The organism is Achromobacter maghribensis, assembly GCF_057334215.1.
Map to the genome: position 1 here is coordinate 1 of NZ_JBHFII010000012.1, position 21,376 is coordinate 21,376.

20 protein-coding genes are annotated in these 21,376 nt (G+C 65.1%); 12 read left to right on the forward strand and 8 right to left on the reverse strand.

Features of this window, described 5'->3' with window-relative positions; translation table 11 throughout:
- The 5 genes from ACE039_RS04740 to ACE039_RS04760 form a co-directional block, all read left to right on the forward strand.
- On the forward strand, positions 1-290 hold a 290-nt coding region (locus ACE039_RS04740; protein ID WP_485821791.1), incomplete at its 5' end, for an LOG family protein.
- A 35-nt stretch (positions 291-325) separates the two neighbouring features.
- The gene (locus tag ACE039_RS04745; protein ID WP_105555937.1) at positions 326-892 is read left to right on the forward strand and encodes a hypothetical protein; all 567 of its coding nucleotides are present in this window, start codon (positions 326-328) and stop codon (positions 890-892) included.
- Positions 893-921: 29 nt separating this feature from the next.
- The gene (locus ACE039_RS04750) at positions 922-1,548 is read left to right on the forward strand and encodes an HAD hydrolase-like protein (RefSeq protein ID WP_485821792.1); all 627 of its coding nucleotides are present in this window, start codon (positions 922-924) and stop codon (positions 1,546-1,548) included.
- Between the two features lie 14 nt (positions 1,549-1,562).
- Entirely contained in the window at positions 1,563-2,189 is a 627-nt protein-coding gene (locus tag ACE039_RS04755; RefSeq protein ID WP_313458516.1) for a pyridoxamine 5'-phosphate oxidase family protein, read from the forward strand.
- Positions 2,190-2,211: 22 nt separating this feature from the next.
- A complete protein-coding gene (locus tag ACE039_RS04760) occupies positions 2,212-2,730 on the forward strand; it encodes a class IV adenylate cyclase (protein WP_310035291.1) in 519 nt (172 codons plus the stop codon).
- A 4-nt stretch (positions 2,731-2,734) separates the two neighbouring features.
- Here the strand turns inward: ACE039_RS04760 and fmt are convergent, their stop codons facing one another.
- Positions 2,735-3,676 (reverse strand): methionyl-tRNA formyltransferase, encoded by a 942-nt coding sequence (gene fmt, locus ACE039_RS04765; RefSeq protein WP_485821793.1) that lies wholly within the window; start codon positions 3,674-3,676, stop codon positions 2,735-2,737.
- 43 nt (positions 3,677-3,719) lie between these two features.
- The gene (gene def, locus ACE039_RS04770; RefSeq protein WP_105555932.1) at positions 3,720-4,232 is read right to left on the reverse strand and encodes a peptide deformylase; all 513 of its coding nucleotides are present in this window, start codon (positions 4,230-4,232) and stop codon (positions 3,720-3,722) included.
- Between the two features lie 227 nt (positions 4,233-4,459).
- Between def and dprA the strand changes: the two genes are divergently transcribed.
- From dprA to ACE039_RS04785, 3 genes are all read left to right on the forward strand, one after another.
- On the forward strand, positions 4,460-5,572 hold the full coding sequence (gene dprA, locus ACE039_RS04775) for a DNA-processing protein DprA (protein WP_485821794.1): 1,113 nt from the start codon (positions 4,460-4,462) through the stop codon (positions 5,570-5,572).
- A gap of 110 nt (positions 5,573-5,682) precedes the next feature.
- The gene (locus ACE039_RS04780) at positions 5,683-6,591 is read left to right on the forward strand and encodes a hydroxymethylglutaryl-CoA lyase (RefSeq protein ID WP_485821795.1); all 909 of its coding nucleotides are present in this window, start codon (positions 5,683-5,685) and stop codon (positions 6,589-6,591) included.
- Positions 6,588-7,061, forward strand: coding sequence for a hypothetical protein (locus ACE039_RS04785; RefSeq protein WP_105555929.1), 474 nt, complete (start codon positions 6,588-6,590; stop codon positions 7,059-7,061). Before ACE039_RS04780 ends, ACE039_RS04785 begins: the two co-directional genes overlap by 4 nt.
- Positions 7,062-7,073: 12 nt before the next feature.
- Here ACE039_RS04785 and ACE039_RS04790 read toward each other — a convergent pair whose 3' ends face one another.
- Positions 7,074-8,090, reverse strand: a complete 1,017-nt coding sequence (locus tag ACE039_RS04790) for an amino acid ABC transporter substrate-binding protein (protein ID WP_105555928.1) — start codon at positions 8,088-8,090, stop codon at positions 7,074-7,076.
- A 179-nt stretch (positions 8,091-8,269) separates the two neighbouring features.
- The gene (locus ACE039_RS04795; RefSeq protein WP_485821796.1) at positions 8,270-9,511 is read right to left on the reverse strand and encodes an aminotransferase-like domain-containing protein; all 1,242 of its coding nucleotides are present in this window, start codon (positions 9,509-9,511) and stop codon (positions 8,270-8,272) included.
- A 198-nt stretch (positions 9,512-9,709) separates the two neighbouring features.
- Between ACE039_RS04795 and ACE039_RS04800 the strand changes: the two genes are divergently transcribed.
- The gene (locus ACE039_RS04800; RefSeq protein WP_105555926.1) at positions 9,710-10,429 is read left to right on the forward strand and encodes a YggS family pyridoxal phosphate-dependent enzyme; all 720 of its coding nucleotides are present in this window, start codon (positions 9,710-9,712) and stop codon (positions 10,427-10,429) included.
- Between the two features lie 166 nt (positions 10,430-10,595).
- A complete protein-coding gene (locus ACE039_RS04805; protein WP_310035276.1) occupies positions 10,596-11,564 on the forward strand; it encodes a Bug family tripartite tricarboxylate transporter substrate binding protein in 969 nt (322 codons plus the stop codon).
- Positions 11,565-11,637: 73 nt separating this feature from the next.
- Here ACE039_RS04805 and ACE039_RS04810 read toward each other — a convergent pair whose 3' ends face one another.
- Both ACE039_RS04810 and ACE039_RS04815 read right to left on the reverse strand, forming a co-directional pair.
- Positions 11,638-15,597 carry a DUF3683 domain-containing protein gene (locus tag ACE039_RS04810; protein ID WP_485821797.1) on the reverse strand — a complete coding sequence of 1,320 codons (3,960 nt, stop codon included), beginning with the start codon at positions 15,595-15,597 and terminating at the stop codon, positions 11,638-11,640.
- Positions 15,598-15,728: 131 nt separating this feature from the next.
- On the reverse strand, positions 15,729-16,265 hold the full coding sequence (locus ACE039_RS04815; RefSeq protein WP_105555923.1) for a YqaA family protein: 537 nt from the start codon (positions 16,263-16,265) through the stop codon (positions 15,729-15,731).
- 158 nt (positions 16,266-16,423) lie between these two features.
- On the opposite strand from ACE039_RS04815, the gene ilvA reads away from it, so the two are divergent.
- A complete protein-coding gene (gene ilvA, locus ACE039_RS04820; protein WP_448709276.1) occupies positions 16,424-17,932 on the forward strand; it encodes a threonine ammonia-lyase, biosynthetic in 1,509 nt (502 codons plus the stop codon).
- A gap of 173 nt (positions 17,933-18,105) precedes the next feature.
- Here the strand turns inward: ilvA and ACE039_RS04825 are convergent, their stop codons facing one another.
- Together ACE039_RS04825 and ACE039_RS04830 are read right to left on the reverse strand one after the other, a co-directional pair.
- On the reverse strand, positions 18,106-19,218 hold the full coding sequence (locus tag ACE039_RS04825; RefSeq protein WP_448709277.1) for a porin: 1,113 nt from the start codon (positions 19,216-19,218) through the stop codon (positions 18,106-18,108).
- A 446-nt stretch (positions 19,219-19,664) separates the two neighbouring features.
- Positions 19,665-20,048 carry a DUF4148 domain-containing protein gene (locus ACE039_RS04830; RefSeq protein ID WP_105555920.1) on the reverse strand — a complete coding sequence of 128 codons (384 nt, stop codon included), beginning with the start codon at positions 20,046-20,048 and terminating at the stop codon, positions 19,665-19,667.
- A gap of 382 nt (positions 20,049-20,430) precedes the next feature.
- On the opposite strand from ACE039_RS04830, the gene ACE039_RS04835 reads away from it, so the two are divergent.
- Positions 20,431-21,321, forward strand: coding sequence for a LysR family transcriptional regulator (locus ACE039_RS04835; protein ID WP_006224713.1), 891 nt, complete (start codon positions 20,431-20,433; stop codon positions 21,319-21,321).
- Positions 21,322-21,376: the final 55 nt, after the last annotated feature.

Below are 21,376 nucleotides of genomic sequence, written 5' to 3' on the forward strand. Positions count from 1 at the left end.
CCGACGGATTCATCGCGCTGCCTGGCGGCGCCGGCACGCTGGAAGAGTTCTTCGAAGTCTGGACCTGGGCGCAGTTGAACATGCACCAGAAGCCCTGCGGCCTGCTGAACATCGCGGGATACTACGACGCGCTGGTGCAGTTCGTGGACCATGCCGTCGATGAAGCGTTCATCCGCCCCCAGCATCGAGACATGCTGGTAGTGGAAGAAGACCCCGCCGTTTTGCTGGACCGCTATGCCATCTACGAGGCGCCCAATGTCTCGAAGTGGTTCGATCCCATCAAGGCCTGAAGCCGCCCTCCCATGACCCAACGGAAGCTTACGCAATGATGCCCGATTCGTTGTCCCCTTCCAGCACCGAGTCCGTCCTGCGCGACTATTTTCACGCCAAGGACGAGAATCGCCCGCACTACATGTCGCGGGCATTCGCAGACAACGCCGTGCTGAAAATGGCGCTGCGCACGCAAGCCATCGCCTTCCCCCCCGAATCGCATGGGCTGGCGGCAATCGCCGACACGCTGGTGCGCAAGTTCGGCCAGACCTACGACAACGTCTACACGTTCTACCTGTCGCGGCCGGCACCGGACGCCTGTCTGCCCGACTACCAATGCGACTGGATCGTGGCCATGACCGAGAAGGCCACCGGCAACGTGCGTGTGGGCTGCGGCCGGTACGACTGGAAATTCCAGGCCTCCCCATACCGCGCCACGGACCTCACCATCACGATCGAAACCATGGTGACGCTGCCGCCGGGCGACACGGCCGCCGTCTTCGGCTGGCTGCTGGCGCTGGATTACCCCTGGACGAACGCCGCCCGCGTCGTGGCCAGCGCGCCGCCGCTGGAAGCCCTGGCGCCGGTTGTCCACTATCTGCTTCACCCCAACGGCTTGTAGCCACGCCTGCGCCGTCTACTGGATCCCACTTGAAATACGACATCGCCGCTTTTGATTTTGACGGAACCCTGGCGGACACCATGCCCTGGTTCAATTCCATCCTGAACACCGTGGCCGATAAATACGGCTTCCGCAAGATCGACTTGTCGGAGCGCGAAAACCTGCGCCACCGCGAAGCCGCCGACATCCTGAAGTATCTGGGGATACCGCTGTGGAAGCTGCCGGCGATCATGTCGCACGTGCGCACCCTGATGCAGGACATCGATCCCAGCGTGCACCTGTTCGACGGCATTCCCGAGGTGCTCGCGCGCCTGAAGGCCGGTGGACTGCGGTTAGCCGTGATCAGCTCGAATTCCATCGAGAACGTGCAGCGCGTGCTGGGCCCGGATGCCACCGCGCTGTTCGACGACTACGAATGCGGCACCGACCTGTTCGGCAAGGCTGCCAAGATCGACCGCCTGATGCGCCGCCACGAGGTCGCCCCCGCCCGCTTCCTGCTGGTGGGCGACGAAATGCGCGACATCGACGCCGCCCGCAAGGCGGGCGTGCACGTCGGTTCCGTCGCCTGGGGTTATAACCATGTGGACGCGCTCCGCGAACGCGGCCCCAACGAGATTTTCCTGACCGTCGACGACCTGCCCGCCATCCTGGCCTGAACCTGGACCCCGCCATGCACACCGATCCCGCTCATCTCATCACCGATGCCGCCGCCTTGCAGGCGCTGTATGGCTCGCCCGGAGAAGCCTCGCTGAAGAAGGAAGTGGATCACGTGCATCCGCACTATCGGGCCTTCATCGAAGCCGCGCCGTTCGCAGTGCTGGCCACGTCCGGCCCCGGCCGGCTGGACGCTTCGCCGCGCGGCGACCCGGCGGGCTTCGTGGTGGTCGAAGATGAAAAGACGCTGCTGCTGCCCGACCGCCGCGGCAACAACCGCGTCGACAGCCTCTTGAACATCCTGACCGATCCCCGCGTGGCGTTGCTGTTCCTGGTGCCAGGCGTGGGCGAGACCCTGCGCGTGAATGGCACGGCGCGCATCAGCGTGGAACCCGCGCTGCTGACGCGCTTCGAGATCGACGGCAAGCTGCCGCGCTCCGTGCTGATCGTGGACGTGCAGACGGTGTACTTCCAGTGCTCGCGCGCCCTGTTGCGCTCACGCCTGTGGGATCCGGCGACGCAGGTGCCGCGCAGCGCCCTGCCCAGCGTCGGCCGCATCCTGTCGGACCTGACCGCCGGCACTTTCGACGGCGCCACCTACGATCGCGACCTGCCCGGGCGCGTGGCCGGCACCCTGTATTGACGCTTGAAGAAGGACGCTCCGCATGGCACGCAACGTGGAAATCAAGGCGCAGGTCGACAGCCTGGCGGCCATCGAGCCCCTGGCCGCCGCGCTATCCGGGCAAGAGCCGGTTTTCATTGCCCAGGACGACACCTTCTTCACCTGCACCCACGGCCGGCTGAAGCTGCGCGCGTTCGCCGATGGCACGGGTGAACTGATCTTCTATCAGCGCGCCGACGATACGGGGCCCAAAGAGAGCTTCTACGTCATCTCGCCGACCGATTCGCCCAGCACCTTGCGCGACGCGCTTACGCGGGCCTACGGCGCGATCGGCCGCGTGAAAAAGCAGCGGACGGTGTTCATGGCCGGACGCACCCGCATCCACCTGGACAACGTGGAGGGCCTGGGGGAATTCCTGGAATTGGAAGTGGTGCTGCGCGACGGCGAAAGCGCCGAAGCCGGCATGGAAGAAGCCCGGACCTTGATGCAGAGCCTGGGCGTGGCGCCCACGCAGCTGCTGTCGGGCGCCTACCTGGACTTGCTGGCCGACCGCCGGCCTTGAACGTTCAGGCCGGCTGCCAGCCGCGCACGAAGACGTCTACCGGCTGGCGCTTGCCGCCGGCTTTCTGCAATTCAAGCAGGCGCAGCACGCCATTGCCCGTCGCGATATCGATCCCCGAGGAATCGGCGCGCAACACGCTGCCGGGCTCCCCCGCCGTCGACGACGCCAGCGCCTGCGCGCGCCAGACCTTCACGGGGTCGGGCAAGCCGGGCAGGCGGATGCTGGCGCCGGGCACCGGGTTGAAGGCACGCACGCGGCGTTCCAGCAATTCAGCCGACTGGGTGCAATCCAATGCCGCTTCCGCCTTGTCCAGCTTGGCTGCGTAGGTCACGCCGGCTTCGGGCTGTTTGATCGGGGTCAGGCCGCCTTGGGCCAATGCGGCCAGTGCTTCAACGATGGCCTCGCCGCCCGCCAGGGCCAATGCGTCGTGCAATTGCGCCGCATTGGTATCGCCCAGGATGGGCACCACGCGCTCCAGCAGCATGTCACCGGTATCCAGGCCCTGATCCATCTGCATGATCGTCACGCCCGTCTGCGAATCGCCGGCTTCGATGGCGCGCTGGATGGGCGCCGCGCCACGCCAGCGCGGCAGCAGGCTGGCGTGGATGTTCAGGCAACCCAGGCGCGGCAGATCCAGCACCCATTGCGGCAGGATCAGGCCGTAGGCCGCCACCACCATCACATCGGGCGCCACCTGTTCCAGCAGCGCACGGGCCTCGGCGGCTTCGTCGGGATAGCGGCCGTCCAGGCGCAGGCTGCGCGGTTGAGCGACGGGGATGCCCGCATCCAGCGCGGCCTGTTTGACCGGGCTGGGCGAGAGCTTCAGCCCCCGTCCGGCCGGGCGGTCGGGCTGCGTCATGACGAGGGCAATGTCGTGACCTGCGGCCCGCAGGGCGTCGAAGGCGATACGGGCGAACTCCGGCGTGCCGGCAAAGACTAGGCGCATGGGATGAAGAACAAGGCAAGCGGGTTGGGGAAGGGGCTTCTCGTCAGTCGCGCAGCGCTTCGCGCTCGGCTTTCTTCAGCTTGGTCTTGATGCGGTTCTGCTTCAGGTTGGACAGGTATTCGACGAAGACCTTGCCTTCCAGGTGGTCGAGTTCGTGCTGCACGCACACGGCCAGCAGGCCGTCGGCTTCGAACTCGAACGGCTTGCCGTCGATGTCCAGCGCCTTGCAGCGGATACGCGACGCGCGCTCGACCTCGTCGTAAACGCCGGGCACGGACAGACAGCCCTCTTCGTAGATCTTGTAGTCGTCGCTGCGCCAGGTGATCTCGGGGTTGATCAGGGTCAGCAAGTCATTGCTGTCCTCGGATACGTCGATCACGACGACGCGCTCGTGCACGTCGACCTGGGTCGCGGCCAGGCCGACGCCGGGCGCGTCATACATGGTTTCGGCCATGTCGCGCACCAGTTGACGGATGCGGTCGTCGACTTCGGCTACCGGCTTGGCCTTTTTGTGCAAGCGCGGGTCCGGGTAGCGAAGGATAGGAAGTAAAGCCATTGAAGGGGTATCGCCAGTGATTGATGCTTACCTAAGAGTTTAATTCATTAGAGTCTTGATTTCTAATAGTTTTCGGCTAAGTCGAGCATTGCGGGCATTGCTGCGTCCCCGGTTTATTCAGGCCCGTGCGGCGGGGCCGCCGCGACAGTTCCGTCCCGCCCCCGCCGGGCCCGCCCTGCCCCGCATGCGACACTCATGCACCCTTCGACGCCTTACGCGCTTGCCCCATGCCGCTTACGCATTCTTCCGCCGAACTCGCCGCCTGGCTGCGGCTGTCCCTGGAACCCAATATCGGGTCCGCCACCGCCTGCATGCTGCTGGGCGCCCTGGGTCTGCCCGAACAGATTTACGCGCAACGGGCCACGGCGCTGGTGCGCCATGTTCCCGAGGCGTTGGCGCGCCAATTGGCCGCGTCCATGCCCGAAGACATGGCGGCGCAGGTGGACAACGCGCTGGAATGGGTCAGCGCCCCCGGCCGGCACATCCTGACGCTGGCCGACCCTACCTATCCGCAGAGCCTGCTGACCATCGCGGATCCGCCCATCCTGCTTTATGTCGCCGGCGACCCGGCCTATCTGCAAGGCCCGTCGCTGGCCGTCGTGGGCGCACGCAACGCCACGCCCGGCGGCCAGGAAAACGCCCGCGCCTTCGCCCGCCACCTGGCCGCGCACGGCTGGCGCGTCGTCAGCGGACTGGCCCTGGGCATCGATGCGGCGGCGCATGAAGGCGCGCTGGACGCCGGTCCGGAGGGCGCGGGCACGGTGGCCGTCATGGGCACCGGCATCGACCGCATCTACCCCGCCCGCCATCGCGACCTGGCGCACCGCATCGCCGCGCATGGCGCGCTGGTTTCCGAGTTTCCACTGGGCACGGGGGCCTTGCCGCCGCACTTTCCCAAACGCAACCGCATTGTGGCCGGGCTGGCGCGCGGCGTGCTGGTAGTGGAAGCGGCCAAGCAAAGCGGCTCGCTCATCACGGCGCGGCTGGCCGGTGAAAGCGGACGCGAGGTCTTCGCCATCCCAGGCTCTATCCATTCCCCCTTGTCGCGCGGCTGCCATGCGCTGATCCGCCAAGGCGCCAAGCTGGTGGAAACCGCGGCCGACATCACCGATGAACTGGGCGCCGGCCCCACCCCCGCCGTGCGCGCCGCGCCCCGGCCCGAAGCCCCGCTGCCCGACCATCCCGTGCTGGAAGCGCTTGGCTTCGACCCGCTGCACCTGGACACCCTGCAAACGCGTCTGACACTGAATACGGGCGACCTGCAAGCCCAACTGGTCGAACTGGAATTACAGGGCCGCGTCGCCCGTCTGGACGATGGCCGCTACCAACGGCTGAAGTAGGGCCGCATTCCCCCCGCGGCGTAAGCGAACTGCCGCGCGATGGCGCTAATATTGACGCAAGCGCCGCAGCCTTGCGCGCCGCGTCACCCAATACCGAACCAGGAAGAGACATGGCTTTGCCCTCCCGCGTGAAGATCGTCGAGGTGTCGCCTCGCGACGGTCTGCAGAATGAAAAGGAATTCGTGCCCACCGACATCAAGGTGGAACTGGTCAACCGCCTGGCGGCCGCGGGCTTCCCCAATGTGGAAGCCGCTTCGTTCGTATCGCCCAAGTGGGTGCCGCAGATGGCCGACGGCGCCGACGTGATGGCACGCATCGAACGCCGGCCTGGCACGATCTATTCGGTGCTGACCCCGAACATGAAGGGCTTCGAAGGCGCGCTGGCCGCTGGCGCGGACGAAATCGTGATCTTCGGCGCCGCCAGCGAAGCGTTCTCGCAAAAGAACATCAATTGTTCCATCGCGGAGTCCATCGCCCGCTTCGAACCCGTGGTGCAAGCCGCGCGCGAAGCCGGCATCCGCGTGCGCGGCAGCATCAGTTGCGCGTTGGGCTGCCCCTACCAGGGCGACGTTCCCGTGGAGTCGGTGGTCGATGTGGCGCAACGCTACCTGGCGATGCACGTCGACGAAATCGACGTGGCCGACACCGTCGGCGTGGGCACGCCGCAGCGCGTGCGCGACGTGATGACGGCGGTCACGCGCGTGGTCGACCCGGCCCGCGTGTCCGGCCACTTCCATGACACCTACGGCCAGGCGCTGGCCAACATTCTGGCCGCGTTGGAAACCGGTATTTCCATCTTCCACACGTCGGTCGCCGGCCTGGGCGGCTGCCCCTACGCCAAGGGCGCCACCGGCAACGTCGCCACCGAAGACGTGCTCTACATGCTGCGCGGCCTGGACATCGACACCGGCGTGGACTTTGACGCCGTGGTCGACATCGGCCAATGGATGTCGGCCCACCTGAACCGCAAGGGTTCCAGCCGGGCCGGCAACGCGATCGCCGCCAAACGGGCCGCATGACCACGCCTGACACCGCCCCCGCCATGGAAGATCGTGCAGCGTTGCTGCGCGACATCGGCCCGCTGCCACTGTCGGGCCAGGCATGGCCCGACTGGGTGCGCATCCTGGCATGGGTGATCCTGGCGGTGCTGGGCGTGCAGGTGGTGACGACCGCCATCCGCGCGCCCGCGCAGCCGTTCGATACCGTGCTGGCGGTGGTGGTGGTGCTGTGCTTCGTGGGCCTGCTGTTCGTGTCCTGGCACATGCAGACGTCGATCACCACCATCGATGAACGCGGCCTGCGCCAGACGTGGTTCACCCGCCGCGAAGTCGCCTGGGAAGACGTGCGCTACGCGCGCTTCGTGCCCATGCTGTTCTCGAAACGGCTGGTGGTGTTCACCCACCGGGGACGGCCGGTGATCCTCCAGGGAGGCACGCGCGAATTGCGCAGCGCCTTTGTGAAAATCGCGCAGCTGTATCGGCGGGGATGACGAGGTAGCCGGTCAGCGGATCGGCAACGCGTACATCAAGCCGCCTTGCGTCCACTGCGCATTCAGGCCGCGCTTGATCTTCAGCGGGCTACCCTGGCCGACGTTGCGCTCGAAACTTTCGCCGTAGTTCCCCACCTGCTTGACGATGTTGTAGGCCCATTTTTCGTTCAGCCCCAGATTGGCGCCGCCGCCGGGCGTGACGCCCAGGATGCGCTTGATGTTGGGGTTGGTGCTCTTGGCCTGTTCGTCCACGTTCTTGGACGTCACGCCGTATTCCTCGGCTTCGATCATTGCCGACAACGACCAGCGCACGATATTGAGCCAGGCATCATCGCCCTGACGCACGAAGGGGCCCAGCGGCTCTTTCGAGATGATCTCGGGCAGCACGATGTAGTCGTCGGGATTTTGCAGCTTCGAGATACGGATCGAGGCCAGGCCCGAGGCATCCGTGGAAAAGACGTCGCAGCGGCCCGCGGCGAACGCGTTCACCACTTCGTTGAAGGTCTCGATCACCACCGGCTTGTAGGTCACGTTGTTGGCGCGCGCCCAGTCGGCCAGCGTGTTCTCGTTGGACGTGCCGGTCTGCAGGCAGATGGTGGCGCCGTTGATCTCTTTGGCGCTCTTCACGCCCAGCGACTTGGGCACCAGGAAGCCCTGGCCGTCGTAGAAGTTGATGCCGGCGTGGATGATGCCCAGCGCGGTATCGCGCTGCTGCGTCACGGTGGTGTTGCGCGTCAGCACGTCGACTTCGCCGGATTGCAGCGCGGTGAAGCGCTGCTGAGAATTCAACGGCACCACCTTGATCTTGTCGGCGTCGCCGAAAACCGCCGCGGCGATGGCGCGGCACAGATCCACGTCCAGCCCCTGCCATTTGCCTTGCGCGTCCGGCGCCGAAAAACCTGCGAAGCCCGTGGTCGTGCCGCAAGCCACTGCGCCGCGCTGGCGCACGACGTCCAGTGTTGCCGCCTGCGCGCCTTGCGCCGCCGCCATCAAGAGCGCCGCGCCCGCCAATCCTTTTGCAATGTTCATGACCTGGATTCCTGTTATGCCGGGCGCGGGAACGCGCCGAGGCGAGAAGCTTATAGACATGAAGCGCCCACGCCAAATAACAAGCGCTTATTTAGGTATGCCCGTCCGCTGCCCGATGCGGGCATGGCGGAACCGGCCTTCAGCATAGCCACGCCGAGCGCGGGCGGGCTTGGCCCGGATCAAGCCGCCAGCGAAATCGACACGGGTTCGTTGGCTTCGCAGGCCTCCAGCGCGCGGCCCAGCCGGACCATGCCCTGGGCGATCTGGCTTTCGTTCATGGTGGCGAACGACATGCGCATGGCGAACAGGTCCGCCTGATCCGCATTGGCGTAGAACGCCTTGCCGGGTACATAGACCACTTCGTGCTCGATTGCGTAAGGCAACAGGCGCGTGGCATCCACGTCGCCCGTCAGGCGCGCCCAGAAGAACATGCCGCCTTCGGGCTTGCTGAAGCGGACGCGGTCGTTGAGTTCGCGGGCCAGCGATTCCGCCATCGCGTCGCAACGCCGACCATACGCGGCGCGAATGCGCGGCACGTGCTCTTCGTAGCGGCCATTGGCAAGGTACTGCGCCACGACTTCCTGGATCCAGGCGGACGAAGCCATGTCGTCGGCCGCCTTGGCGCCGACGCAGCGGCGGCGGATCTCGGGTGGTGCCACCAGCCAGCCGATGCGAAGCGCGGGCGCCATCGTTTTGGACATGCTGGCCAGATACACCGCCCAATGCCGGGCTTCGCCCTCGGCCAGGGCGGCGATGGGCGGTACCGCCTCGCCGGCAAAGCGCAATTCGCTGTAGGGATCGTCTTCGACGATCAGGAAACGGTGCTTCACCGCCAGTTCCAGCAGCCGCAGGCGGCGCTGGCGCGTAAGGGTCGCGCCACACGGGTTCGAGAACGACGCCACCACGCAGACCATCTTCGGCTTGATCCGGCTGGCCAGCTCGTCCAGCGCGTCCACATCGATCCCGTCGGGCCCGGAGGGCACGGTATGCACGGTGGCGCCCGTATAGCGCAGGGCCTGGACGGAATTCGGAAAGGCGGGCGATTCGATGATGGCGTGGTCGCCGGGTTGCAACATCACGCGGGTCAGCAGCGCCAGCGCCTGCTGCGATCCGCCGGTCACCATCAGTTCGGTGTCGGCGTTGCATTGCAGGCCGCGCGCGGCGGACAGGCGCGCCAATTCGTGGCGCAGGGTGGCCTGGCCGTCGATATTGGAATACTGCAGGCAGGCGCCCAGGCGGGCCAGCACCTGGGTCGACGCGATGGACAGGCCTTCCACATCGAAAAGCTCTTGCGCGGGGTAGCCGCCCGCCAGCGAGATCGTGCCCGGCCGCATGGCGTAGGGCATGAGCGATCGGATGGGGGAAGCGGGGGGATTCAGGAAAGGCGTGGCAAAGGCGTATTCTGGCGCAGCGCTGGACATGGCGGGGGACTGGAAAGGGGGGGAAACCGTGTCGTCCGGCGGGCGGCACAGGTGGCATAGAACATTGAAATATAAACAAATCTCCGCAAATTCTAAGCCTGCCGATTACGCAGGGTCAACGGCGAAAGCGGCCAGTGTGGCGAAACGATCCTGCGCAGTCCTACACTATGGGACATCCTGTTCCTGCAAGAGAGCTGCATGACCGTCGTAGACACCATGGCCGGGCGCCTCGCCCATATCCAGCAACGCATCGCCCGCGCGTGCGCGCGCGCCGGACGCGCGCCCGACAGCGTCGTCCTGCTGCCCGTCAGCAAGACCTTCGACGTGGACGCGATCCGCGAAGCCATGGCGCTGGGCCTGACCCGGTTTGGCGAAAACAAGACGCAGGAAATTCGCCAGAAAGCCGCCGCGTTGAGCGGCCAGGGCCTGCAATGGGTGCTGATCGGGCACCTGCAGACCAACAAATCCAAAGACGCCGCCCGCGACGCGACCGAAGTCCAGTCCCTGGACCGGCCCGACCTGGCCGAAGCGCTGCACCGCCGGCTGCTGAACGAAGGCCGCACGCTGGACGTCCTGGTGCAGGTGAAGACCTCGGCGGAACCCAGCAAGTTCGGCATGGCCCCCGAAGACGTGGCCGCCTTCCTGCGGCGCATCGCCGCCGAATTCCCCACCTTGCGGGTAAAGGGCTTGATGACGCTGGCCGTGAATTCGCCTGACCCCGAGGAAGTCCGCGCCTGCTTTCGCGCGCTACGCGAGCTGCGCGACCAGTTGCGCGCCGAAGACATCGCCGGGATCTCGCTGGATCGCTTGTCGATGGGCATGAGCGGCGATTTCGAACTGGCGATCGAGGAAGGGTCGACCGAAGTGCGTATCGGCACGGCGATCTTCGGGGCGCGCACCTACCCTGATCCGCAGTAGCCTGCGGCGGGGTGCAGTGCGGGAAAACCGGGGGGCATGACCCCGCCTTTCCGGTGGCAACGCGAGGCATAATAGCGTCGCAAAAATAGCGACGCATACTGACGGCGCAAGACTCGATTGCCACTGGCGTCGCGCTCAATACAGACCCCGCACGAGGAGACACCCCATGCAGAACCCCGCACGGCGCCTATTGGCGCTGGCCGCCCTGTCGCTGGCCGCCGCCACGGCATCCGCCCAATCCTGGCCCACGCAGCCGATCCGCTGGATCGTGCCCTACCCCGCCGGCGGCGGCACGGACGTGGTGGCCCGCACGGTCGCCAGTGGGCTGGAAAAGCCCTTGGGCCAGACCATCGTCGTTGAAAACCGCCCCGGCGCCGCCACCATCATCGGCGCCACGGCCATCGCGCAAGCCGAGCCCACCGGCTACCTGATCGGCACGGCCGACTCCGGCACGCTGGCGTTCAACTCGTCGCTGTACGCGAAGCTGTCCTACGACCCGGCCAAATTCACCTACATCGGCGGCATCGCCAAGTTCCCGCTGTTGCTGGCCGTGAACGTCAATTCGCCGTACAAGACGGTCGACGACGTGCTGGCCGCCGCCAAGAAGGAACCGGGCAAGCTGACGGCGGCCTCCGCCGGCGCGGGCTCGCCGCATCACCTGGCGCTGGAGCTCTTCAAGCAGCGCACGGGCGCCAACCTGCTGCACGTGCCCTACAAGGGCGCCGCCCCCGCCATCCAGGACCTGCTGGGCGGACAGGTGGACGTGATGTTCATCGACCTGGCCTCGGGCCTGCCCAACGTGAAGGCCGGCAAGTTGCGCGTCCTGGCCGCCGCTACCCCCGAGCGCGTGTCCGTGCTGCCCGACACGCCCACGATGGCCGAACAAGGCGTGGCCAACTTCACCGCCTATGCATGGCAAGGCCTGGTCGGCCCGGCCGGCGTGCCGGAAGCCGTGGTCAAGAAACTGTCGGCCGATCTGGACGCCACGCTTAAAAACCCCGCCGTGTCGCAAAAGATGCTGGACATGGGCGTGATCCCGATGCCGATGTCCGCGCAGGACTTCAAGGCGTATGCCGAACAGGAGCGTAGCGCCTGGGCCGACGTCATCAAGAAGGCAAACATCAAGCTGGAGTGACCCGGCAAGACGTAAAAAACGCGGCCATTGCTGGCCGCGTTTTTTTTGCGCAAAGGCGGCTTGCTCGTGCCGCTTACACCAGCACGCGCTCGATGCCGCCCGCGTTGGCGCGTTTCACGTAGTCTTCCATCCAGCCTTCGCCCAGGATGTGGCGGGCCATTTCGACAACGATGTAGTCGGCTTCCATCTTGACGTCGCCTTCATAGCGCGACAGGCCCTGCAAGCAGGACGGGCAGGACGTCAGCACTTTCACGTCGCCCGCGAAGCCGTCGCTGCGCAGCGCGGCATCGCCCTTCAGCAATTCTTCTTGCTTGCGGAAGCGCACTTGCGTGGAGATGTCCGGCCGGCTGACCGCCAGGGTGCCCGACTCGCCGCAGCAGCGGTCGCTCTTGACGGCGTCGTCGCCCACCAGGGCGCGCACCGTCTTCATCGGCTCCTGCAGCTTCATCGGCGTGTGGCAGGGGTCGTGGTACATGTACCGCACGCCCTTGGCGCCTTCCAGTTTGATGCCCTTTTCAAGCAGGTACTCGTGAATGTCGATCAGACGGCAGCCCGGGAAGATCTTGTCGAATTCATAGCCCGACAACTGGTCATAGCAGGTGCCGCAGCTGACCACCACCGTCTTGATATCCAGGTAGTTCAGCGTATTGGCGACCCGGTGGAACAGCACCCGATTGTCGGTGATGATCTGCTCGGCCTTGTCCGTCATGCCGTTGCCGCGCTGGGGATAGCCGCAGCACAGGTAGCCCGGCGGCAGCACGGTCTGCACGCCCGCATGCCACAGCATGGCCTGCGTGGCCAGGCCGACTTGCGAGAACAGGCGTTCGGAACCGCAGCCGGGGAAATAGAACACGGCCTCGGTGTCGGCGGTCGTGGCCTTGGGGTCCCGGATGATCGGCACGTAGTTCGCGTCTTCGATGTCCAGCAGCTTGCGTGCTGCCTGCTTGGGCAGCCCGCCGGGCATTTTCTTGTTCACGAAGTGCACGATCTGCTCGCGCAGCGGCGGCTTGCCGACGGTGGCCGGCGGCTTGGCCGTCTGCTTCTTCACAAGACCCGAGAACAGGTCATGCGCGGCGCGCTGCACCTTGTAGCCCACGCCCACCATCGCCTTGCGGGTGGCGTTGATCGTGGCCGGATCCTTGGCGTTCAGGAAGAACATGGCGCTGGCCGTGCCCGGGTTGAACGACTTGCGGCCCATGCGGCGCAGCACGGCGCGCATGTTCATCGACACGTCGCCGAAGTCGATATCGACCGGACAGGGGTTGTAGCACTTGTGGCAGACCGTGCAGTGATCGGCCACGTCTTCGAATTCTTCCCAGTGCTTCAGGCTGACACCGCGCCGGGTCTGCTCTTCGTACAAGAAGGCTTCAACCAGCAACGACGTCGCCAGGATCTTGTTGCGGGGCGAATACAGCAGGTTGGCGCGCGGCACGTGGGTGGCGCACACCGGCTTGCACTTGCCGCAACGCAGGCAGTCCTTGATGGATTCCGAGATGGCGCCGATGTCGCTTTGCTGCATGATCAGCGACTCGTGGCCCATCAGGTTGAAGCTGGGCGTCCAGGCGTGGCGCAGGTCGGCGCCCGGCATCAGCTTGCCGGCGTTGAAGTGGCCATTGGGGTCGACGCGACGCTTGTAGTCCTGGAACGGCGCCAGTTCGGCTTCGGTCAGGAATTCGTACTTGGTCAGGCCGATGCCGTGCTCGCCGGAGATCACGCCGTCCAGGTCGCGGGCGATCTGCATGATGCGGTCAACGGCCTGATGGGCCTCGCGCAGCATTTCGTAATCGTCCGAGTTGACCGGGATGTTGGTGTGCACGTTGCCGTCTCCGGCATGCATGTGCAGCGCGACGAACACCCGGCTTTTCAACACGCGGCCGTGGATGGCGACGAGTTCGTCGACGATCTTCTTGTAAGCAGCGCCGGAGAACGCGCGCTGCAGGCCGGGCAGCACTTCGACCTTCCAGGACACGCGGATCGTGCGGTCCTGCACCACGTCGAACACTCGGGCGGTCGGTTGCGCGGCCAAGCGGTCCGTCAGCGTGGCATGGACGTCGCCCAGGCCCAACGCTTGCAGGTCCGGCAACGCCTGCGCCAGCGGCAGGTCCAGGTTGTCCAGCAGCCATTGCCAGCGCTGGCGCACGCTGCCCAGCAGCTCAAGCGCCTGGCGCGTGCGGTCGGCCAGCACTTCGGCGCGAGTGCTTTCGATATCGGCGTCGTCGGCCTTGCCCACCGGCAGCGGGGTGCACAGGTAGGCGTCCAGCGCGCCCAGCAGCTTCAACTTGTTGCTTGTCGACAGTTCGATGTTGATGCGTTCGATGTGATCCGTGTATTCGCCCATGCGGGGCAACGGAATCACCACGTCTTCGTTGATCTTGAAGGCGTTGGTGTGGCGCGCGATGGCGGCGGTGCGCGAGCGGTCCAGCCAGAACTTCTTGCGCGCCTCGGGGCTGACGGCCACAAAGCCTTCGCCGTGGCGCGTGTTGGCCAGGCGCACGACTTCGCTGGCGGCAGCGGCCACGGCGTCATCGTCGTCGCCGACGATGTCGCCGATCAGGACCATCTTGGGCAGCACGCCCCGCTTGCTCTTGGTGGCGTAGCCGACCGCGCGCAGATAGCGTTCGTCCAGGTGTTCCAGCCCGGCCAGGATGGCGCCGCGCGCGCGGCCTTCGCCGTCCAGGTAGCCCTTGACCTCGACAATCGACGGGATGGCGTCGCGCGCCTGCCCGAAGAATTCCATGCAGACCGTGCGCGTGTGGCGCGGCATGCGGTGCAGCACCCAGCGCGCCGACGTGATCAGGCCGTCGCAGCCTTCCTTCTGGATGCCCGGCAGGCCCGCCAGGAACTTGTCCGTGACGTCCTTGCCCAGCCCTTCCTTGCGGAACACGCGGCCTTTGATTTCCAGCGTTTCGGTCTTGAGCAGGCGTTCGCCGGGCTTGCCTTTGCCGTCAAACCACTTGAGTTCGAAACGGGCCAGCTCCACATCATGGATCTTGCCCATGTTGTGTTCCAGACGGGTCACTTCCAGCCAGTTGCCGTCCGGATCGACCATCCGCCACCAGGCCAGGTTGTCCAGCGCGGTGCCCCACAGCACGGCCTTTTTGCCGCCCGCGTTCATGGCGATGTTGCCGCCCACGCACGACGCTTCGGCCGACGTCGGGTCCACGGCGAACACGAAGCCGGCGGCTTCGGCCGCTTCCGACACCCGCTTGGTCACCACGCCGGCGCCGGCATGGATGACGGCCACGGGCTCGGTCAGCCCGGGCAAGATACAGGACTCGACCTTGCCCAGCTTGTCGAATTTCTCGGTGTTGATGACGGCCGACTTCCACGTCAGCGGGATGGCGCCGCCGGTATAACCGGTGCCGCCCCCGCGCGGGACGATGGTCAGGCCCAGCTCGATACAGGCCGTGACCAGCGCGGCGATCTCGTCTTCGGAATCCGGCGTCAGCACCACGAACGGGTATTCCACGCGCCAGTCGGTCGCGTCCGTCACGTGGGACACGCGCGACAGGCCGTCGAACTTGATGTTGTCGCGCGCCGTGATGCGGCCCAGCACCTTATGCGCCTGCTTGCGCATCATGGTGGTCTGGTCGAACTCGCCCTCGAACGCGGCGATGGCGGAACGGGCGCGGGCCAGCAGGCCAACGACCTTTTCATCACGGTGCGGATCGTGGCCTTCCTCGGTGGGCGTGCCCGGTTCGCGGCGGCGGTCGATCTCTCCCAGGCGGTGATGCAAGGCGTCGATGAGCTGCTTGCGGCGCTTGGGGTTGTCCAGCAGGTCGTCCTGCAGATACGGATTGCGGCGCACGACCCAGATGTCGCCCAGCACTTCGTACAGCATCCGCGCGGAGCGGCCGGTACGGCGTTCGCCGCGCAGGTCGGACAGCAGGCTCCAGGCGTCTTCGCCCAATAGCCGGCCGACAATCTCGCGGTCGGAAAACGACGTGTAGTTGTAGGGAATTTCGCGCAATCGCGCGGGTGCTGCGGGCGGCATCGCCCCGTTCAAGATGTGGCTAGCGAGTGGGGCGTTCATGGCGGCAAGAGGGGCCCATAAAAAATTATTTTATGCCATCAGCCGGACTTGACCCCAAATACCCCTAGGAAGCCGGCCAAAAGCGTGGGGAAAGGGCGTCAATGCGTCCCCATTTAAGCTTTCAGTCAGCCTCAAACCTGCCCGGGAAAGAACCACAGCAAGCTGGCGGTCATCACCAGATATCGCAGGAATTTGCCGATGGCCATATACAGCACGCACGGCCAGAACGACAGCCGCAACCATCCCGCCACCGCGCACAGCGGGTCGCCCACCGCGGGCAGCCAGGATAGCAGCAAGGCCGGCGGCCCCATCCGGTGGATCCAGTCATGCGCCCGCTCGTTCCAGCGCCCGCGCATGCGGCCGCTTTCGGTCGCGTCCGGGTGCGGATGGGGGTGCTTTTCCTTCCAGCGCTCGACGGCCTTTTCAGCGCCCAGGCCCATCCAATAGCTGATCGCCCCGCCCACGGTATTGCCGGCGGTGGCCACCAGAACGGCAGGCCAGAACATGTCCGGCGACAACTTGATGTAGCCGAACACCGCCGGCTCGGAGCCCAGCGGCAGCAAGGTGGCGGACACGAGCGACACCGTGAAAATGGCCGACAGGCCCACCGAGGGCAGCGCCAGCATTCCCAACAGCCAGTGAACAGCGGATAAGAGGCTTTCTTCCATGATGAGCGAGTGTAGCCGCGCCCAAGGGCGGAACGATCAGGAATCGATCGCGCCTTCGCTGTCCACGCGGCGTCATCCTGGGCATAAACCTGTCGGGCAACCCGGCTTTCCCTGCAATAATCCTGCCCACGTCCTCACTCTTGTCCCTGCCGCAGTCCATGTCCACTGATTACCTGAAACGCATTCTGACCTCGAAGGTTTACGACGTCGCGGTCGAATCGCCGCTGGAACCGGCGCCCCAGCTATCCGCGCGGATCGCGAACACGGTCCTGCTCAAACGCGAGGACACCCAGGCCGTTTTCAGCTTCAAGCTGCGCGGGGCCTACAACAAGATGGCCAATCTTGCGCCCGCCTTGCGCAACCGCGGCGTCATCGCGGCATCAGCCGGCAACCACGCCCAGGGCGTGGCGCTGGCCGCCAGCCGGCTGGGGTGCCGCGCCGTCATCGTCATGCCCACGACCAGCCCGCAGGTAAAGATCGACGCGGTGCGCCGGCTGGGCGGCGAAGTCGTGCTGGCGGGCGAGAGCTTCACCGACGCCTTCGCACACGCGCAGATCCTGGAAAAGAAAGAGAAGCTGACCTTCGTCCACCCGTTTGACGATCCCGACGTGATCGCCGGCCAGGGCACGGTGGGCATGGAGATCCTGCGCCAGCACCCGGGCCCCATCGACGCCATCTTCGTCGCCATCGGCGGCGGTGGCCTGATTTCCGGCGTGGCCGCCTATATCAAGCAGTTGCGGCCCGAGATCAAGATCATCGGCGTGCAAACCGAGGACTCCGACGCCATGTTGCGCAGCGTGCGCGCCGGCCGTCGCGTGCAACTGAGCGACGTGGGCCTGTTCTCCGATGGCACGGCCGTCAAGATGGTGGGCGCCGAAACCTTCAAGCTGACCCGCAAATACGTCGACGACTTCGTGGTGGTCGACACCGATTCCATCTGCGCCGCGATCAAGGACGTCTTCCAGGACACGCGTAGCGTGCTGGAACCGGCAGGCGCCATGGCGGTGGCCGGCGCCAAGCAGTACGCGGCCGAACACCACCTGAAGGGCAAGACACTGGTGGCCATCGCCTGCGGCGCGAACATGAACTTCGACCGCCTGCGCTTCGTGGCCGAACGCGCCGAAGTGGGCGAAATGCGCGAAGCCGTCTTTGCCGTGACGATGCCTGAGCAACGCGGCAGCTTCCGCCGTTTCTGCGAACTGGTCGGCGAACGCAGCGTCACGGAATTCAACTACCGCATCTCGGATGCCGACCGCGCCCACGTCTTTGTCGGCATACAGGTGTCGTCCGCCGCCGAACCGGACAAGATCGCCGCCAATTTCCGCCGCCACGGGTTCGACACGCTGGACCTGACGCACGACGAAATGGCCAAGACCCACCTGCGCCACATGGTCGGTGGGCGTTCCGCGCTGGCGCGCGATGAATTGCTGTACCGCTTTGAATTCCCGGAACGCCCGGGCGCGCTGATGCGTTTCTTGAATGCGATGAATCCGGACTGGAACATCAGCCTCTTCCACTACCGCAACCAGGGCGCCGACTACGGCCGCATCCTGATCGGCATCCAGGTGCCCGCGGCAGACAAGAAACAATTCCGCTCGTTCGTGGCCGAACTCGGCTATCCGCATTGGAACGAGACCGACAACCCCGCCTACAAGCTGTTCCTGTAAGCGCCGAGCGCGGCCTGCCGCTCCAATGCGAGAGGGCCTCCTTGCGGAGGCCCTTCCCTTCTGTACGTCAAACGCGCCCGGCCGGACCCAAATAAGCGGGGGGATCGCTGTCACTCGGCGGCTTACGGAGATAAGCCGCGCATTCAGCAAGGCCCGGCCGGGTGCGTTGCCGCTTAGAACCGGTGACGAATACCCATTGCAACGGCGGTGTCGCGCGCATCATGCTGGAACGCGTAGTTGTCGCCGTAGGAAGCGTACGCGTACAGGTTGGTGCGCTTGGTGAAGTCGTAGGTGTAGCCCAGGCTGTACACGTTGAACGTGGCGTCGTCGCCCGTCAGCTTGTCGTTGCCCGCGGTGGCGCGCTGCCACGAACCGAACACGGCGTGGCGGCCCAGCGGCACGGTGGCGCCGATCATGTAGGAATTGGCGCGGAAGCCGTCAGCCAGCTTGAACGAACCCAGGTTGTTCATGCCGTCAGGCGTGGTACCCATGTTCTGGCCGATGAACCAGCCATCGCGGGTCTGGCCGAAAGCGGCAGCCAGCTTCACGACTTCAAAGTCGTACGAACCGCCGATGATGTATTCCTGGATGCGGGCCGAGTCCTTGCCGCCGACGCGCTTGTTCGTCGGATCGAAACGGTCGTAGGCCAGGGCCACGTTCAGCGGGCCGTTGACGTATTGCACGCCAGCGGTCAGCACGCGGTTGTTGTCGCCCGTGGCAAAGCCGGTCTGGGTCGTGTCGCTGACGCTGTCGTCGGCGCTGAACGAATAGCCCACGCCTGCCTTGAAGCCGCCCATGCTCGGGGTCTGGTACAGAACCAGGTTGTCCAGGCGCATCGTGTTGGCGCTACCGAACGTGGTACCCATGTTGGCGGTGTTGTAGCTGATCGAGAACGGGTCGATCGAACCGAAGTACTTCGACGCCAGGTTCGTCTGGCGGCCGAATTCCAGACGCCCCCAGGAATCGCTGTCCAGGCCCACGGTGGCCTGACGGCCGAACAGGCGGCCGCTCTGCAGCGACTTGCCGTTCATGGGACCGAAACCGCCTTCCAGCGTGAACACGGCGCGCAAGCCGTCGCCCAGGTCTTCCGTGCCGCGCAGGCCGAAGCGCGAACCGCTGCTCACGCCCTGCACGCCGCCGAAGCGGCTTTGCGACACCCCATTGAACTTCACTTGTTCGTAGCCGATACCGGCGTCGATCAAGCCGTACAGCGTCACGGAGTCTGCGGCTTGCGCGGCGCTGGCAAAACCTGCCAGCAACGCGACGGCCAATAGCGTCTTCTTCATATAAGTCCCCAAAATGGCGAGATAAAAGGCATCCGCAACCGCGCCGTCCCAACGACGGGGCCTTTGCGTGCCGCTGCGAACACGCAGGCGGCGTCTGCACGGAATCTAGTGTCCGGCTTGCGCCAACCCGAAGTAACACGGATTTCGAAGAACTACTTTCCATGGTTGGGATAATGACGACCAGCTGACACCTCGCCAGGTCTGGAAACCTGCGTTAACGCCTTGAAAATAAATATGAATCTTTGCTCGTAAATCGAAAATGCGCGCGGTCTTATCCCGTCGGCACGCCGGATTCATCGACAACACTTGTTCGAGCACGCGCACAGTTTTGCGGCAAAAACGCCACACTGTTTCGCCGTCCGCGCCGCGAACGGGCAATAAAAAACCCCTCGGCGTCTCAAGGGGTTTCTCGTGACCATCCGGGGCCAGACGTCAGGCGTCGAGGCTTACTTGCCCTTGGGCGGGTAGTCCAATTCACCGAAGGTGTATTCGCCACGGGCCTTGGCTTCGGCCAATTCCTGGCGGACCTGCTCGCGGGTCTTGCCACCGGACTGCGACACGGCAGCGCGGGGCGGGTAGTCCAGTTCGGCGGTCGTGACCTGGCCGGCGGCCTTGGCGCTTTGCAGTTCTTGCTGCACCTGATCGCGCGTCATGCTGGTCTGAGCAGCGGCGGCGGGCGGGTAATCCAGTTCGCCGAACGTGACCTGGCCTGCGGCCTTGGCGGCCTGCAGTTCTTGTTGAACCTGTTCACGCGTCTTGCCATCGGCGTGAGCGGCGGACATGCCAACCAGGGTTGCGGTGACCATAAGTGCGGTTGCTAGGGCTTTCATTGTGATGACTCCATCCTAAACCTTGCACAGCGTCTTCTGCCAGGCTGGCAGCTGCGATGTGACTGTTTGATTGCTGGGACGAAGTATCTGGCGATTGGCGCCTAGTAAAAACCCTTATTTTGGTGAACATATTTTCACGGATGGGACAATTGCACGATGTATCCGGCGTCACCCGCGCGATTCTTGCGCAGATTTTCTGCCAAGCCAGGCGCGACAGGCCCTGCAGGCATTCAGCTACAAGCAAGCTGGGTCACGGAACCCGCGGCCACCCGCCGGGAACAGGAAGTTCCGCGTGGGGAAATAGACATTTCTGCTGGCGGGACAATAATTCCATTTATCATACAAATCTGCCAGAAATGGAATTTTGAGTCTAGAGGGCCTTATGGATATCCAGCTTAACGACATCGCGCTTTTCGTCGAAGTCGCCAAGCGCAAGAACTTCAGCCACGCTGCGGAAGCCTTGAATATTCCGACCTCCACGCTCTCTCGCCGGGTCAGCGAACTGGAACGCAGCGTGGGCATGCGCCTGTTGAACCGCAGCACGCGCAAGATCGATCTGACTGAAGCGGGCGCCATCTACTTCGAACGCTGCCGGCACATCGTGGAAGAAGCGCGCATCGCGCACGACCAGTTGCTGGACATGGCGGTGCAGCCCAAGGGCCGCCTGCGCATTTCGTTGCCCACCAGCCTGGCCCAGTTGTTCCTGCCTGCCGTCATCAGTGAATTTCGAGAGCAGCATCCCGACATCGAATGCGATTTCGACTTGAGCATGCGCCCGATCGACCCCATCAGCAATCCGTTCGACCTGATCCTGCGCTTCGGGCAGCAGCCCGATTCCAGCCTGATCTCGCGCAAGATCGTGCTGATGGCCCACCAGTTGTACGCATCGCCGGACTACCTGGCGCGCCACGGCGAGCCGCGCGTGCCCGCAGACCTGACGCACCATGAATGCCTGCGGCCGACCATGCGCGAGGAATCCTCTTTCTGGATGCTCCACTCGGGCGACAAGGTAGAGCGCGTGCAGGTTTCCGGCCGCCTGTCGGCGAACAATGTGGGCATGCTGGGACGCCTGGCCGGCCAGGGGCTGGGCATTACGCCGCTGCTGGTGTTCGATGCGATGGAGCGCGCGATCAAGCAGGCGGGATTGGTGCGCGTGCTGCCCGACTGGAGCCTGACGCCCCTGCCGCTGTTCGCACTGCTGCCGTCCCGCATGCTGCCCGCCAAGACCAAGGCGTTCCTGGACTTCATCCAGCCCCGCCTGTCCGATTCATAGGACGTCCGATTCATAGGACGGGTGACGCGCAGAGCACGCCGTGGGGGGGGGGGGG